Origin of the sequence: Pseudoalteromonas sp. APAL1 (genome assembly GCF_021532475.1) — a bacterium.
GTDB lineage: Bacteria > Pseudomonadota > Gammaproteobacteria > Enterobacterales > Alteromonadaceae > Pseudoalteromonas > Pseudoalteromonas lipolytica_C.
Genome location: NZ_JAKGAW010000001.1, coordinates 1 through 15,974 on the forward strand (window position 1 = coordinate 1; position 15,974 = coordinate 15,974).

General features: G+C 40.3%; 11 protein-coding genes and 1 pseudogene. 1 reads left to right on the forward strand and 11 read right to left on the reverse strand.

The features are described 5' to 3' along the window. Nucleotides 1-178: 178 nt before the first annotated feature. From L1264_RS00005 to L1264_RS00050, 10 genes and pseudogenes are all read right to left on the reverse strand, one after another. Nucleotides 179-826: a transglycosylase domain-containing protein gene (locus L1264_RS00005; protein ID WP_199527855.1), complete on the reverse strand. Its 648-nt coding sequence runs from the start codon at nt 824-826 to the stop codon at nt 179-181. After that, a complete protein-coding gene (locus L1264_RS00010) occupies nt 805-1,299 on the reverse strand; it encodes a hypothetical protein (protein ID WP_199527856.1) in 495 nt (164 codons plus the stop codon). The genes L1264_RS00005 and L1264_RS00010 overlap by 22 nt, the downstream gene beginning before the upstream one ends. A gap of 88 nt (nt 1,300-1,387) precedes the next feature. Continuing rightward, a complete protein-coding gene (locus L1264_RS00015; protein ID WP_135923948.1) occupies nt 1,388-2,947 on the reverse strand; it encodes an AbgT family transporter in 1,560 nt (519 codons plus the stop codon). A gap of 149 nt (nt 2,948-3,096) precedes the next feature. Beyond that, complete coding sequence (locus L1264_RS00020) at nt 3,097-3,375, reverse strand: YfcL family protein (RefSeq protein ID WP_135923947.1); 279 nt, start codon at nt 3,373-3,375, stop codon at nt 3,097-3,099. Between the two features lie 2 nt (nt 3,376-3,377). Next, nucleotides 3,378-4,520, reverse strand: coding sequence for an ATP-NAD kinase family protein (locus L1264_RS00025; protein ID WP_135923946.1), 1,143 nt, complete (start codon nt 4,518-4,520; stop codon nt 3,378-3,380). Then, a complete protein-coding gene (locus tag L1264_RS00030) occupies nt 4,510-5,079 on the reverse strand; it encodes an elongation factor P hydroxylase (RefSeq protein ID WP_135923945.1) in 570 nt (189 codons plus the stop codon). Before L1264_RS00030 ends, L1264_RS00025 begins: the two co-directional genes overlap by 11 nt. A gap of 90 nt (nt 5,080-5,169) precedes the next feature. Beyond that, the gene (locus L1264_RS00035; protein WP_235403557.1) at nt 5,170-8,346 is read right to left on the reverse strand and encodes an HD domain-containing phosphohydrolase; all 3,177 of its coding nucleotides are present in this window, start codon (nt 8,344-8,346) and stop codon (nt 5,170-5,172) included. A gap of 122 nt (nt 8,347-8,468) precedes the next feature. Continuing rightward, a pseudogene (locus L1264_RS00040) lies at nt 8,469-10,061 on the reverse strand (HD-GYP domain-containing protein); the annotation flags it as partial. Between the two features lie 938 nt (nt 10,062-10,999). Further along, on the reverse strand, nt 11,000-12,163 hold the full coding sequence (locus L1264_RS00045) for a GGDEF domain-containing protein (protein ID WP_135923942.1): 1,164 nt from the start codon (nt 12,161-12,163) through the stop codon (nt 11,000-11,002). A gap of 175 nt (nt 12,164-12,338) precedes the next feature. Then, nucleotides 12,339-12,989, reverse strand: coding sequence for a glutathione S-transferase family protein (locus tag L1264_RS00050; RefSeq protein ID WP_235403558.1), 651 nt, complete (start codon nt 12,987-12,989; stop codon nt 12,339-12,341). A 101-nt stretch (nt 12,990-13,090) separates the two neighbouring features. Here L1264_RS00050 and L1264_RS00055 point away from each other — a divergent pair, with 101 nt between their 5' ends. After that, a complete protein-coding gene (locus L1264_RS00055) occupies nt 13,091-13,930 on the forward strand; it encodes a LysR family transcriptional regulator (protein ID WP_199527860.1) in 840 nt (279 codons plus the stop codon). Between the two features lie 13 nt (nt 13,931-13,943). On the opposite strand, the gene L1264_RS00060 is transcribed toward L1264_RS00055, so the two are convergent. Then, nucleotides 13,944-15,947 (reverse strand): winged helix-turn-helix domain-containing protein, encoded by a 2,004-nt coding sequence (locus L1264_RS00060; RefSeq protein WP_199527861.1) that lies wholly within the window; start codon nt 15,945-15,947, stop codon nt 13,944-13,946. Nucleotides 15,948-15,974 lie beyond the last annotated feature (27 nt).

The window sequence follows — 15,974 nt, forward strand, 5'->3', positions numbered from 1 at the left end:
GCTGTAAGCTGTAAGCTGTAAGCTGTAAGCTGTAAGCTGTAAGCTGTAAGCTGTAAGCTGTAAGCTGTAAGCTGTAAGCTGTAAGCTGTAAGCTGTAAGCTGTAAGCTGTAAGCTGTAAGCTGTAAGCTGTAAGAAATAAAAACCCTTGTCATTCGAATGACAAGGGTTTTTTTATAATTAATCGTACAACAATTTACTTTCAGCCTGTTCTATAGATTTATATTGTTTAATAATCCACAAGGATCTTCTTTCAACTTTTTTCTTCCAATAAGTATCTACTTTACTAGGTTGAGGGTACTTCAAGCGTGCAATAACTTTTGCATAAAATTCTAAATCATATATTTGAGGCTTAAGATTACAGCAAAGAGCAATATAGCCATTCATTGAAGTACCAAAAAATGCCATTGATAAATAACTTTCTGCTATTACTTTTTTACTCAGCTTAATACTCACCAGCAAAGCTATTATTTGTTCTTCAATCTTTCGAGAGACGTTTTTATCATAGCGACCAGTTACAGTTCGAACAAATTGCTGCTCAATCGTACTAGCACCTTGAATATTTCCTCTAAAAGTACTGAAAAGGGCCCTAATAATCCCATAAAAATCTACTCCATAATGGATGTTATTTCGCTTATCTTCTCCTAAGTATAAACAATGGATTAAACGCTCATCAAAGTTTTGGTGTCTAATATTCGCTACTTCTAAACAAAGGTTAAAATATTCTCTTGTTTTACGTATGTTTAAAATATAAAACAGAAAAGAAATTAAAAGGAAAGGCAAAGATATTATCAGATACAAGATTCTTAAAATGGTATTCGTTGCCAAACTGAAAGTCCTTCTTGATCAGCTACAAAAGAATTAAACGTCCCTTTGAGAATACTCTTATTAACTTTTAGAGTAAAAAAGTTTGTTGATTCACGACCTTTGCCACGCTCATTAACATGGATATGAACAAGGTCTTTGCTAAAGTAATTTTTTTCGTAAACACCTGTTAGACTTCCTCTTGACCTATGTTCACCAACATACGCCCTCTCTCCAGTAGAAGAAATTTCATATATCTTTTCCACTGTTCCATACAAGTGATTTCCTTCTCTCCAAATAACAGCCACATATTGCAGAACCATATTTTCGTAAGGTTTATATGCTGTTTTTTCAGTGGTCATATCAAAATACCACTTACCAGATATATTTTCTAAGCCAAAGCATTTTTCACGAACCCAAAAAAAGAAAACAGCTAAGAAAACACCACCAATTATTGTAGATAGAGTACCAACAAAAAAACTCTCTAAAACCCCCATTTTATCTCCCTATTTAATGAAGCTTCGAACAAAATCAACAATATTTTAAAGCCTCAAGCTGGATTGCTGAGGCTTTAAAACTTAATCATTATGAACCAATGGCTGGGTATGCGTAGCTTGATTGTAGACCTAGTGGGATACCTAAGCCCCAGTACGCGAGTAAGAAGATGCTCCAGCCGATTAAGAAGGCGATTGAATACGGTAACATCATCGCAATTAATGTGCCGATACCTGTGCCTTTAACATACTTTTGGCAGTACACTACAACCAGTGGGAAGTATGGCATCAGTGGCGTGATGATATTCGAGCTTGAGTCACCTACACGATACGCAGCTTGCGTTAAATCAGGTGAAATGCCCAGTTGCATCAGCATTGGAACAAAGATTGGCCCTAACAGCGCCCATTTTGCTGAGCTTGAGCCAACAAATAGGTTCACAAACGCCGTTAAAAAGATAATACCTACCACAGTGACTGAGCTTGGCAGTGCCATTGCTTTAAGTAGCTCTGCACCTTCAATCGCAAGTAATGCGCCAAGGTTTGATTTACTAAATGCGGCAATAAATAACGCACAGAAGAACGCCATAACAATATAGTAAGCCATACCGCTCATAGCTTTACTCATGGCATCTATCATATCTTTAGAACTTTTGAAGGTACCCACTGCAAAACCGTAGACGGCGCCTGGGATCCAAAACAGTAAGAAAATAAGCGGTACAATTGATTGCATTAACGGTGAGCGGAAGTTAGTTAATGAGCCATCGCTGCTTCGCATGGCTGAATCGGCTGGGGCCGAAACAAACCAAAGTAAAGCAAGGCCTGCAATCATCACTGTGCTTGCAATATAAAACGCTCGTTTTTCGTCACTGCGCGCTTCATCAAAGGCAGGTAAATCTTGTGTGTCACCATCAAGTGGCGTGTTTTGTAAACGCGGCTCGATGATTTTATCTGTGATATACCAGCCTAATAAGATAATAAATAGGCTCGAAGCCGAGGTGAAAAACCAGTTATTAAGCGGGTTAATCGCCATATCTGGGTTAATAATTTGCGCCGCACTTTGCGTAAAGCTTTGTAGTAACGGGTCAATGCCTGATGGAATAAAGTTTGCGCTAAAGCCACCACTTACCCCAGCAAACGCTGCTGCAATACCGGCAAGCGGGTGACGACCCATCGCATAGAAAATAACCCCAGCCAATGGGATAACTAATACATAACCGGCATCAGTGGCGGTATGACTGACAATCGCCACTAAAATAATAGAAGGCGTTAAAAGCTGTTTTGGCGTTACTTTTAACATTAATTTGAGGCCAGTGTTGATGAAGCCTGAATGCTCAGCAACCCCGACACCTAACATAGCAACGAGTACCACACCAAGCGGGGCGAAGCTGGTAAATGTTTTCACCATCGACGATAAGAAGGTGGCTAATGAATCACCCGCAAGTAAGTTATTTACAACTATGGCTTCGCCTGTGCGTGGGTCTATAGCGTCAAATGTGGTGCCCGAAAAGAGCCAAGATAAAAACCAAATTAATAGCATAGCGACTAAGAAGATAATCGCCGGATCGGGCAGTTTATTACCCACCCTTTCAATCGTATTTAGAAAACGTGCTATCGCACCGCTTTGTGCTTGCACATCATTATTGTTATTCATTTTCAAATTCCCTAGAAAAAATTCTCGTTAACCTTAACGTATCTAAGTAATAAGGTAAATTTTAAGTTAATAGCTTTACTGATAAAGCTAAGGTCTAGCTGTAAAAAAAGCGACACAGGTCGCTTTATAAATTTGGTTTAGATACTAAGTTAAGCTGCTAGCGCTTTAACTTCATCCCACAGACGCACAACAAGCTCTTTATCTTCTTCGTTTAGCTCACCATTGCGGTAAGCTTTAACTAAGCTTGATTCTACTTGATTGTTAAGCTCCTCAATTGACAAGTTTAATTCTTCTACTTGTGCATAACCTACCGCTAAGTCAAAGTGACCACGTAAATAGCCGCCCGCAAACAGTTCGTCGTCAGTCGCTTTATCAACTAAATCATCAAAATATTGCTGCGCTGCATCAATATAACTTACTAAACTCATTGTTACTTCTCCTCTGGGTGCAGCCCATCTTGATGACCCACTGCATACATAATATGGTCATTAAAACCGGTGGTTACGCGTATATAACCACTTAATTCATCGTCTAACTCACTATCGCCGGTATCGGCAATCAGCGGTCGGCCATTTAGGGCCTGTAATTTAGTTTTAGTCGCCACTACAATAATATTGTCACGACCAATAGCACGAATAAGTGCAGGGCTTAATTGCTGATTTCCTCTGCCAAATATATGGCCTTGGCCACCAATTAAGGTAATCACTAATTTAGTCGCTTTACCTTCGGTAAGCTCAAGTAATTGCTGAGCCGTTAAATCCTGTGCAACGAGTTCTTGATCAGCCACTAAATCAACACCTAACAAGGTATTTTCAAGGCCCATTTCTTCCATTATTGCAGCCACGGTTGAACCACTGCCCATCACATATAAACAGTCTTCATCCATTTCACTAACAACATAAGCCGCAATATCAGCAAGGACTAATTCATCCGTTTCTTTGCCGCCATTTTTAACTGCTTGCACATAACGCACTTCACTAGGTACTTGCATTTCACCATAGCGCTTAGCTTTTACCGTGCCTTCGCGAAATGCCTCTTCGTCGATATCCATCACATCTGCATCACCAAGGCTTACAAGCTCACCTTTTACTAACATTTCGACAACGCGACCTGCTGCCTTTGGAGTAATCGCATAAACACCAGAGTGTATTTTACAGCCAGCAGGAATACCCAACACAGGTGTGCTATCACCAACTGCGTGACAAATGTTGCGAGCAGTGCCGTCACCACCAGCAAATAAAATAAGATCGACACCTTGCTCGACCAATAGCTTGGCTGCCTGCTCTGTATCATCAGGGGTAGTGATTTCATTTGTTTGGTAAATGACGTGAGTATTAAAACCAAGCTGGCTTGCCGTTTGCTCACCCATTTCACCGTTTACAGTGTAAATGGTTAACTCATCTTGATGTGCAAGCAGAACCTCAAGTGCCGCTCGGGTGCGTAAGTTTGCTTTTGGCTCTGCGCCAAGTTGCATTGCCTTTGCTGCGGTATCTGCCCCATCACTGCCCTTGAGTGCCACACTGCCACCTAAGCCGGCAACCGGATTAACAATCAAACCTAATTTAAACTGCATCAGCTAAAACTCCTGGGTTGCTATGAAAATCGCGCTGCCACGTAAACTGTGCAGCGGATAATGGCCATGGGGTGTTATAAAAATCGCTCAATGCTTTAAGTAACGCCTCTGTGCGCTGATTAAAGCCAGATGCTAATAGATCCAATACTTGCTGATGAACCCGCGCTTGAAAGTCAAATCGGCAGGTTTGCTCGCCATTAAGATTATCAACCGATACATTAAAATCGAAACCCGCAGCTGTACTGAGCGCCCACTCAATGGCTTGCGGTTTTACTTCAACCGCTTCAAATTCAGCTTGCTGGTGTTTATCACGGCCATCTGGGCAATACCAATAACCATAATCTTCTTTTAACCGGCGTGCCTCTCCTGCCACCAGCCAATGGGCAATCTCATGCAAGGCGCTGGCATAAAAACCGTGGGCAAATACAATTTGATGATAAGGCGTTTGCTCATCAGCAGGCAGGTAAATAGGTTCATCATCACCTTTTATCAAACGTGTATTATGACTTTGATAAAAGGTGTTTTCAAAAATAGTGATTAAGTCAGCAATCTGATGCATACGGCTTGAATTCGTCTCGTTAAAAGCGTCACTAAAAACGAGGCGAATTGTACGGACTTTTCAGCCTAAAGTAAAAGCAACCGCCCTCAGTTACAGGTATTTTGCGATATCAACATCATCAATTTGCTCTGGGTTTAAATAGCGCTTTGCATACTCAAGGTAAATACCTGACGTTAAGAACAATTTGAATACATCTTCATCAACATGCTGATCGGCCACCATCTTGGCTAAAATATCAATGGCAACACTCAGCGGCTTGGCTTTTTTGTAGGGTCTGTCGGCTGCGGTCAATGCTTCAAATATATCAGCAAGCACCAACACGCGTTCAGGTATCGATAAATCATCCGCAGACAACTTACGCGGATACCCCGTGCCTTTTAAAGTTTCGTGGTGAGTCGAGGCATAACGTGGCACACGGGCTAATTCTTCAGGAAACGGCACATTATCGAGCATACGTATAGTACTAATAATGTGCTCATTAATTTTAAATCGGTCTTCACTTGTTAAAGTACCGCGCTGAACCTGTAAGTTATATAACTCTCCTAAGTTATATTTATACTCTGGAATATCTACTTTTATCCCTAACCGTTCATCATAGTGAATTGGTTTATCGTGGGCAATCAAATGCTCAGGCTTATCAGAAAGTAGCTTTTCAGTTACAGGGAGTTGCTCATCATTGCTATGAACTCGCAGCTCTTCGATTGGTGAAAGGCCTATTTTATCGTCAAAATAGCGCTGCCAAGTAATAGTGCTGAGCGCTTCTAAACGCTCAAGGCTAGCTTCATCCATAAACTCGCCCCCGACATTACAAGTAGCGATAAACGAAAAATCACTCCGCAGCTCTGCTTGGCGTTTAGTAAGTTCAGCCTCAAGCTCTGGCTGCTTTTCGGGTGTGGCTTGCAATGCTTTTAGATAAGCGATTTCTGCATCTCGCCAAAGTACTTCAAAACGTGTACGCACTTCGTGTATACGGTTGTATATTGTTTCTAACTTAGTGCCTTTATCTACGATATGCTCTGGCGTGGTAATTTTACCGCAGTCATGTAGCCACGCTGCGAGACTAAATTCTCTTAGCTCGTCTTTATTTTTAAACGCAAACTCTTTAAAAGCATGTTCATTTGAGTTTGAAGCTGCTTTGGCTAGCATAATGCCAAGCTCTGGTACCCGTTCGCAGTGCCCTGCTGTATAGGGAGACTTATCATCGATAGCCTGTGCGATAAGCTCAATAAATGACTCCATTAAGGCCTTTTGCTTTTGCTCATGTTGCTGAATCGATTGACTCATTTGCACCATAGAGCGAGATAGGTTGTTAATTTCTTTAATACTGCTTTTTAGCGTAGAAACTTGGTCAAATTGACGCCGTTTAATCTTTAAGTTTTCGCCCTCTAAGGTCTTAATTGGTGCAACGATAGGTGAGGCAAAAAACCACGACACCGGTAAAACCATAATTAAGCATGCGGCAGTGATAAAAATAGAAAGCTTAATTTTCTCGCGAGTAGAGCTTAATACACCTTCTTTGGGCACCACTATCGCTAGGAAATCGCTATTATCGCCCATCTCAGAAAGCGGGGTGATATATACGTACTTTTCAACTCCATTAAGAGTCATCAAACGTAAATGGGCAAAGTTTGTTTTATCTTTAATTAAGGTTAAAAATTCAGGGTAAGGCACGGTGCCAATCACTTGTGGTTGCTGATTGGGGTCGCTTCCTAACCATTTACGCTCAAGTGCTGCAATATACGAATCTGGCAGTTGCTCTATTGCCATATCAATTAAATCTTTAAGCGCTGCATCCTCAGGGTGAAACAGTAAATGCAGCGTATCGGGTAAAAGGTCATGGCTGTAACTATCAAGCTGATTATATTGAACCCCATCGATAAAAAACTGCTTTTGGGTGTATTTAAACACCGCCTCGTTATCTAGGCCTGCAAAGACCCGCCCTTGGCTTACCGCATCAAGTACCGCTTTTGTACTTGGCAGCTCAACAATGTCGATGTCGGGAAAGTGCTCTTTGATCACTTTGATCACCGACCAACCTTCGCCAATTGCAAGCTGCTTACCCGCCAACTGCTTCATGCTAACAACTGGGGGCGTACCATGTGCAGTAATAATACTAAATGGTAAGGTTGCCATGGTTTGGCTCATAATACCAAGCGGCTCATTGGCAGGCGTTTTAAAAATAGGCTGAATAACATCTATTTCTTTTTTAGCAAATTGATTCAAAAACTCAGACCAAGTAAACCCATTGATAAAGGTCACTTTAATGCCGAGCATATTGGCCAAGCCATTAATGTAATCAATGCTATAGCCTTTGGGGTTACCGCCAACACTAAAATCCATTGGCGGCCAATTAGTTTCGTTTGAAACACTTAAATAAGGGTACTTAGCCAAGACACTTTGCTGGGCCTCAGTCAGAGGAAGTTTTTCAAGCGTTGGCAGAAGTAAGCTATGCTTTTGTTGGTTAGAGGCGACAATTTCACCGTCTTTATTATAAATATACAGCTCACTTAAATACTGGCTGCTCATTTTACTTTGCTGTTTGCTTAGGTACTCTGAAATGCTCGATAAGCTAACGTCTAACGCCAACACACTATTTTCGCTTGCTGACTTTATCGAATAGGTTTGCCCTGGTGCTTGCAGGTGGGTAAAGAAGTATGGTTTGGTTTTATTGACACGGGTAGAGTTTGCTTGCTTAAACCACAAACGCTCTCGGGGGTCATAGCTGGTACCTTTTGTTTGAGAGATGCGTAAATTAAATTGCTGGTCAAAATAATGAGTGTGCTGAACTCGATCTGCCCCTTCATCGGTAATATGGATCACCACCCAGCGATCAGCTTCGATGGCTTGCAGCTGTTGGCGAACTATTTCACTACTCTCTAAATTAATTAATTCGTAAAAGTCACCATTTTCATACCCCACATATAAAGCATAAAACAATGGATTGAGCTGCATGATTTCACTCATGACATTTCTCAGTTCACTTTTATCTTCATTGTTGGCACTGATAAGACTACCGTTTTGTACCATCACACTTAAAGTGTTTTCAGATTTTTCGTTCACACCGGTCAGATAATCAGCGACAGAGCCTGTGGCTAAATTAAAGTTTTTGACACTGGGTTCTAACGCCATTTTTTCACTGAAATAATATTGCAAACTGATGGCAATTAACGCGGTGAGTGAGGTTGCTAATACGAACACAGCAACAACGGTAAGACGAATCGAAAAACGAATTTTTTGTTTGAGTTTTTGAAAAGCAGATACCAGCACTTATGCATCTCCTTGCAATGCTTTGTTCGTAAATAATATTAGCTTGTATAATATGTATACACCAATAACTTTGTATTACAAACAAAAACACTGCAATATTAGCCTAAAGCATAAGCAAATAATTATCTTAGATATTTTTGAATATCGACCGAATCGATTTGCGACTCATCTAAAAACTGTTTTGCATATTTTAGGTATATGCCTGAGGTTAAAAATAGCTCAAATACATCACGATCAATATGCTCGTCATCGACCATCTTCGCTAAAATATCAACGGCAACACTCAGAGGTTTGGCTTTTTTATACGGCCTATCTGTCGCAGTTAGAGCCTCAAAAATATCAGCCAGCACTAACACTCGTTCAGGTATTGATAAATCTTTTGCAGTTAATTGGCGAGGATATCCAGTACCTTTTAATGTTTCATGATGTGTCGAGGCATAGCGTGGGATCCGAGCAAGCTCTTTCGGAAAAGGAACATTAGAAAGCATGCGAATAGTACTGATAACATGTTCATTAATTTTAAACCTATCCTCAGCAGTAAGCGTACCGCGTGAAATAGATAAATTATAAATCTCACCTAGATTGTATTTATACTCAGGGATTGTCATTTTTATCCCTAAATCAGGTTCGTAATCAATGGCCTTTTCATGAGGAATTAAATCACTTGGTTTATCACTCAATAGTGATTCTTCAACAGGCAAAGTTTGATCTTTAAGGTTTACCATGCGCAACTCTTCAAGTGGCGATAAACCAAGACTAGCATCGAAGTGACGATACCACTTGATGCTGGCAATCTGATGTAAACGATTTAATTGCGACTCATCCATAAACTCTCCGCCGACATTACATGCCGCAATAAAGCTAAAATCTGCATGCAACTTTTCAATCTCAGCGTCTAATTGCTGTTGTAACTGCTGTTTTTGTTCTGGGTTTACAAGCAGTTTTTCGTAGTAGTCTAGTTTTGCATCTCGCAGCAGTACTTCAAAGCGCATACGAACTTCATGAATTCGGTTGTAAATTGTTTCAAGCTTAGTGCCTTTATCAACAATATGTTCTGGCGTAGTAATTTTACCGCAGTCATGCAACCATGCTGCTAAACGAAACTCTCGTCGTTCATCTGGGGTTTTAAAACTAAACTCAGAAAACGCCTCATCCTTTGAATCTGATGCTGCATCAGCAAGCCAAATACCGAGCTCTGGCACCCGCTCACAATGCCCTGCCGTGTAAGGTGATTTATCATCAATTGCTTGCGCTATAAGCTCAATAAAAGATTCCATTAACGCTTTTTGCGAGTTTTCATGCTGCTCAATTGAGCGACTCATATCAACCATAGAACTGGCTAAATAATGAATCTCTAGAATATGGCTCGAAAGTGTAGAAACCTCATTGTAATCACGCTGTTGGATTTTTTTATTTTCGCCCACCAATTTCAAAATAGGATTAACAATCGAAGATGCAAAAAACCACGATACGGGCAAAAGTAACAATAAACATAACCCTGTGACTAAAATTGAGATTCTGATTTTCTCTTTAATAATTGCTAGCACATCTTCTTTCGCAACTAGCACTGTAAAGTAATCCACTTCATCAGAGTGCATATCGCCACTAAGTGGCAATGGCACTACAAACATATATTTTTCTTGACCATTTTCGTGCACATCAAGCATTTTACCGAACTGTTGCTTTTTATTGGCAAGCCCAGGTTGTTGCTCATCAAGTCGAATAAGCGCAGATAAGTCGTCGAATGTTCGTTGCTGACTTTGATTACGACTTGCTGCGATGATTTCGCCATCACCCCGGTAAACATACATTTCAGAAGAAACTAAGTACTGCATTTTAAGTTGTTGCTCTACAAGAAAGTGGCTCAAACTGGAGCTGGCTATATCAAGTGCAAGTACATCACCTGTGTCTGCTGACTGTATTGAATAGGTATAGCCCGGCATTTCTAATAGATTAAAAACATACTGCTCAGACTTTGAGACTGAGTCACTAGAGGCCTCCTTAAACCACTTTCGGGTACGAGGATCATAGTCAGTTTTTTCTTCGTTGACTCTAATAACCGAAAGGCTTTCATCCAAGAATAACTTTACGGTTTTGCGAGCATCACCTTGCCCGGAGACTTTATAAATCAACCAGCGCTCCAAAGGCCGGACTTGAAAACTAGCGGGTAAGGTTGCATCACCTTTTAAATTAATTACTTGCAGCATATCACCATTTTGATGCGCAAGAATTAATGAGTAAAAATCCGCATGTCGACTTAGTACCTCTATCAACACATTACGCAAGGTGTCTTTATCCTTGCTATCTTCAGAAAAGAGTCGAGTATCATGGATCATTACGCTGAGCGTATTATCAACCCGATGATTTATTCTCGAGATATGGTCTGCTATTTGTTGACTGGTCTGCTTAAATTGGTCCGTTTTTGTCTGCAGTACAAACTTTTCACTAAAGTAATAATGGAGACTAATTGCCACAATCCCTGTTAATAAACTTGCCAAGGCAAACACCAGTAACACACTGACGCGAATTGAAACTTTAAAGCCCTTAGGTTGGCCTGGTAGCATATTGCGGCTCCTTGCATGCTGAATATACCTATCTAGGTATAAAATAAAAATAAAAGTGAAATCTAAAACAACTTATTTAGACAGACTCGCTAGATTTTAACGACCAGTTGATTGCGACCAGCCTCTTTGGCTTCGTATAACGCTGAATCAGCTCGAGCAATAACAGACTTTTGAAGCTCCTCACGCATAACTGTCAAACCAAAGCTTGCTCTTATTGATAAAGACATATCATTTAGATGTAACGGCTCAGCATTCAGTGTTTCAATCATTTTATTGACAATTATCGTCGCATCTTCAACAGAACAAAGCGGCAACACAATTACAAACTCCTCTCCTCCAAAACGATAAACATCGTCAGAAGCTCTCAAAGACTTTGTAAGGAATGTTGAAAACTTTTCTAGCACAGCGTCGCCAACTTCGTGCCCATGGGTGTCATTAACACGTTTAAAGTAATCAATATCAGCTAAAACAACGCATACTTGTTTTGATTTATATTGATTTTCTTTACTGAGTTTTTGGTAATGCTCATAAGTATTATCAAACGCTCTGCGGTTAGGTAACTGTGTAAGCGCATCTTTCAAGGCCTGCTTTTTCATTTCTTGAGCTAATTGACCTAATTGCGTATTACGTACAAATAGCTCACGACGAATAATGTGTTCATGGGCAGCCATGATCGATCCCGCTAAATTAGCCGCTATGTGAGCTAAAATAACCACATAAAAAGAATGCAAATTTATATCTTTATTAAAATAAATAACGGAAATAGCCAAACAGCTATAAAACACACCTAATAGCGCTGATAGTTTCAAAGAGAGCAAAGTCGAGAAGTAAAATGTAATCAATACAATGACATCAAAAAACATATGCAATATATAATGACGCTCATAGGTGATAACCATAAATTGCATATTCAAAAACATAAATATCATAAAGGCGATGACCATCTTTATTAACTGCTTCGGTGACTTTACAAAACTAATACCAAAAGCAGCGCTAACGCATACAAATACAGTGATAGTTCTGCCAATCAAAGCAATATCAGGCCAGAAATCTGGCTGAATAATCATCTTATCGAAAAAAGTGACGAGCATAGTCACAACGGCGATTATACATGCAAGAAATTGAGCAAGCTTTTTATCTTGCACCAATTTACTTTGTATAAACAACAACTCAACCTGTTTCGACTTGAACTGACAAGCATAACGGTTAATAGTCATATCTTTGTTTAATAACTTTGCAGCATAAACGCCCATAAATGTGCCTACAACAAAAGGGAGAATGAGAAGTGTTGAATTAAAGAGCAACAACTCTATTATAGAAGGAAGAGATTAGAATTGAACTAGTTATTTTGTATAAAAATAACACATTTTAACCAGCACAATATAAGTAGGGACAAACGAAGTATTAATGAAATACTCCGTAATTATGTTATGAAATCTCTTTTCCTGCCTCATCACATACAACAATATCGGTTTCTTTTAATGCTTGATTGATCCAGGTTTGCAACACAGGGCATGCTAGCACATACTGGCAATAAGCTTGTGCTGCACTCGATAGCTCCACCTGATAGGTTTTAAAACGCAACACCACAGGTGCAAACATCGCATCAACAATAGAAAACTCGCCAAATAACCACGCATTAAGATAACGCTGCTGCTGAGCCGAAAAAATCTCATCGATACGTGCGATATCTTTTTTAGCTTGCTCTGATAATTCAACATGCCTTTTAGCGCGAATGTTCATCGGCATTTCATTGCGAAGTGCAGCAAAACCAGAATGCATCTCGGCAGCTAGACTGCGCGCTTTTGCTCTTTGGGCTATTTCACTAGGCCAAGCTGCACCATTTAGATAAGCATCATTGATATATTCACAAATAGCGAGTGAATCCCACACGATTAACTCAGCATCAATAAGTGCCGGCACTTTTTGCACTGGAAACTTACTTTTTAATGCTTCATAAAACTCAGGCGTATCTAAAACCAACTGTTGCTCTGTAAAAGAGATATTGAATTTACTCAGTAAATACCACGCTCTTAATGACCAAGTTGAGTAATTTTTATTGCCAATAAATAATTGCATTGCGCTTCCTTTAACGTTTAGATTAGGCTCACTATAAAACAGCAATTGGGTAATTACTCGCCAATTGTTTTTATGCTACCTATAAGTAAAGTTGATACATTATGGATATTGATGCCCTCAGGACTTTTTGTGCCTTTGTTGATACAGGCAGTTTTACCCGCGCTGCAGCACAGATTTGCAGAACCCAATCTGCGGTAAGTATGCAAATGAAAAAGCTTGAACAAGACATTGCAAGCCCCCTATTTGAAAAGCAAGGTCGTCAACTGGTGCTAACTCATCAAGGCCACCAGCTAGCAAGCTATGCAAAACAATTGATAGCGCTTCGTGATGAAGCGTTTAAGCAATTAAAAGCAGGCACAGGCAATATGCGCGTACGCATAGGTTGTCCTGACGACTATGCCCACTCTTTACTACCAGAGCTTGTTGGTGCCTTACATCAACAGTTTAATGCGCTAGATTTACAAATAAGCTGCGCCCCAAGTACTGAGCTTAGAGCCAAGCTAGACCAAGGTATGCTCGATTTAGTGATTGCCACTCGCTCGCCAGACAGCGAAGAAGGTTACTTATTACAATCAAGCCAAGGCGTGTGGGTGAAAAGCCCCGCTTTTGAGATTAACGATTCAACCCCACTTCCTATCGCCTTGTTTCAACGAGACTGTAAGTTTCACCAAGCCAGTATTGAAGGCCTTTTAAAGGCCGAACGCCGTTTTAATATTATTGCCTGTTGTGGCTCAGCGGGAGCGTTACATGGCTTGATTAAACAGGGACTGGCAATTGGCAGTATGGCGCGAATCAGCATGCAATCAGGTGTGGAAGAAATCAGCGATACCTCACTTCCGATACTGCCTGTCATTGATATCGTCCTGCTTTACGGTAATCATGCCCACAACCCGCTAAGTCATGAAAAAATTAAACAGCTTGTGGAAATAATTAAGGCATAAAGACCATATCAAGCTAAAGAAGCTTTACTAACTTACGAGTTCTATTAGGCTCTGTAAGGTATAAAAACTCTGTTAAATCATGGGCACTGTTGATCAGCATATGTTGCTTAGGTTGAGTTAATTGCCAACTTTCGGTTGCGGCAGTTGCCAAATCGATACGCTGGAAATTAATAGTATCAGCATGCTCCATAGTGACCGCTAATTGCTGGTTGCTTACAGATATACCAATGATGTCATTGTTAGCTGCTTGCCAAACAGTCTCAATATCTCCTCGGCTATTAACTCGAAACACTTCGTTGCTATTTGAAAAATAGATCTGGTCTTGCTCATCTAAATCCATGCCATAGCAGCTTAAACGTTTCCCTGAGCCTGTGAATGGTGTCAACTTTAGGCTTGTTAAATCGAATTTAGCCGGATGAAACGTCTGTCCATCCTCTGCTCGATACGAAACTAAAATCGCGTCTTGATTGTGATACATTTCTCTCAAATAGAAAGAATGATTGCCGTGAGGAATTGTTTCATAAGTGCCACTGCTTAAATCAATTTTAAACAATGTATCTTTACTTGCGGTGTACACCTGTCGTGCGTCCTGGCTCCAAACAATGCCAAATAACTCATGGTTATCAGGATTAGCAAAAATGCGCGTTTGCTTGCCATTATCGTATAAAAATAATTGTTTTAATCCAAAACGATGTGACTCAAAAACAAATTTCGTTGAGTCTGGCGAAAACACGGGTAGAAAGTCGATTGATGAGGTATCAACGAGTTTGGTCAATTTGTCAGGGGTGGCGCGTGTTTGGCTAACAATATCTACATCAACATTCACTAACTCCATCAAAATGGCTTCAGCGTCTGGTGTGTACTGGGCATCACGAATTATTTGATAATTATTAAATGAAATTAGCTGAAGCTCACCATCTAGCTCTAGATTAATAAGCTGATTTCGTTGACTAATCAATAGCGCTTGATTGTTCGGGTGCCAACTTAACCCTTGAATACCGTTTTCTATGATAGCAATAGTTTGTATTTTTTTACTGGCAAGGTCGAGTACATCAATACGGTATTTGTTTTGACCCGCTTCAATCCCCATTGCGACTTTACGGCCGTCTTTCGATAACGCATTAACGAGTAACCAATCTTGCTGTGTAGCGGCTAGTAAATGTGCCTTTTGTTTAGACTCTAAGTTGAGTGAAACCAGTCGAGTATCGTTGTTTAGTTTATCTTTTTCTATGTAATAGAGCAGCTTATCAGCATGCCAATCGATATGGTGACTGGTCAGAACGGTGTCATTTAAAACACTCACCGTCGCTTGTTCTAATGGCTGAAATTTCGATAAATCAATGCTTAATGTGTTCAGATATTGTTTCTGCTCTGCGCTTTTCACAAACGCAATCGCATTATCGGAGTTAGACCACCCCAAAGCGTAGTAGCTTGCTGCGTCTTCAGTTAGCCTCACCTCTCGCTCAGTCGCAAGCTCTTTAATCCAAATCTGCTGACTTCCTTTATTACCTCGAACAAAAGAAAGGTACTTACCACTATGTGAAAGTGACAAATTAGCTTCATTTAGTTCACTCGAAGTGAGTGGCATCAGTTGGGTAAAGTGAGCATTATCTTGTTGCTTAGGGACTAGTTGCCACGCAATAGCGATAAGGCTTACTAGTAAAACAAACAGCAACCCAAGATGTTGCGATTTTAGTTTTTTGCTTTGCCCCTGTGTTACTTTTTCAAGGCTATAACCGCGCTTAGGGTGTGTAATTATATACTGCGGATTTTTGGCATCTTCTTGGAGTGCTTTTCGTAGCAATGCGATACAACGCTGTACAGAACTTGGGTTGTAGGTAGCATTAGGCCACACTTTTGCAAAGATTACTTCTTGGCTTACAACTTCACCTTTATTTAAATAAAGGGTATGTAATACATCCATGACCTTTGGCTCGACTATTTGCTCATAATCTTGCGATGAAATTAAACATCGACTCTCATCAATTGCAAATTTGCCGATTCGATAACGCGCCACTTACTTCTCCAATAAATATTTACGAAT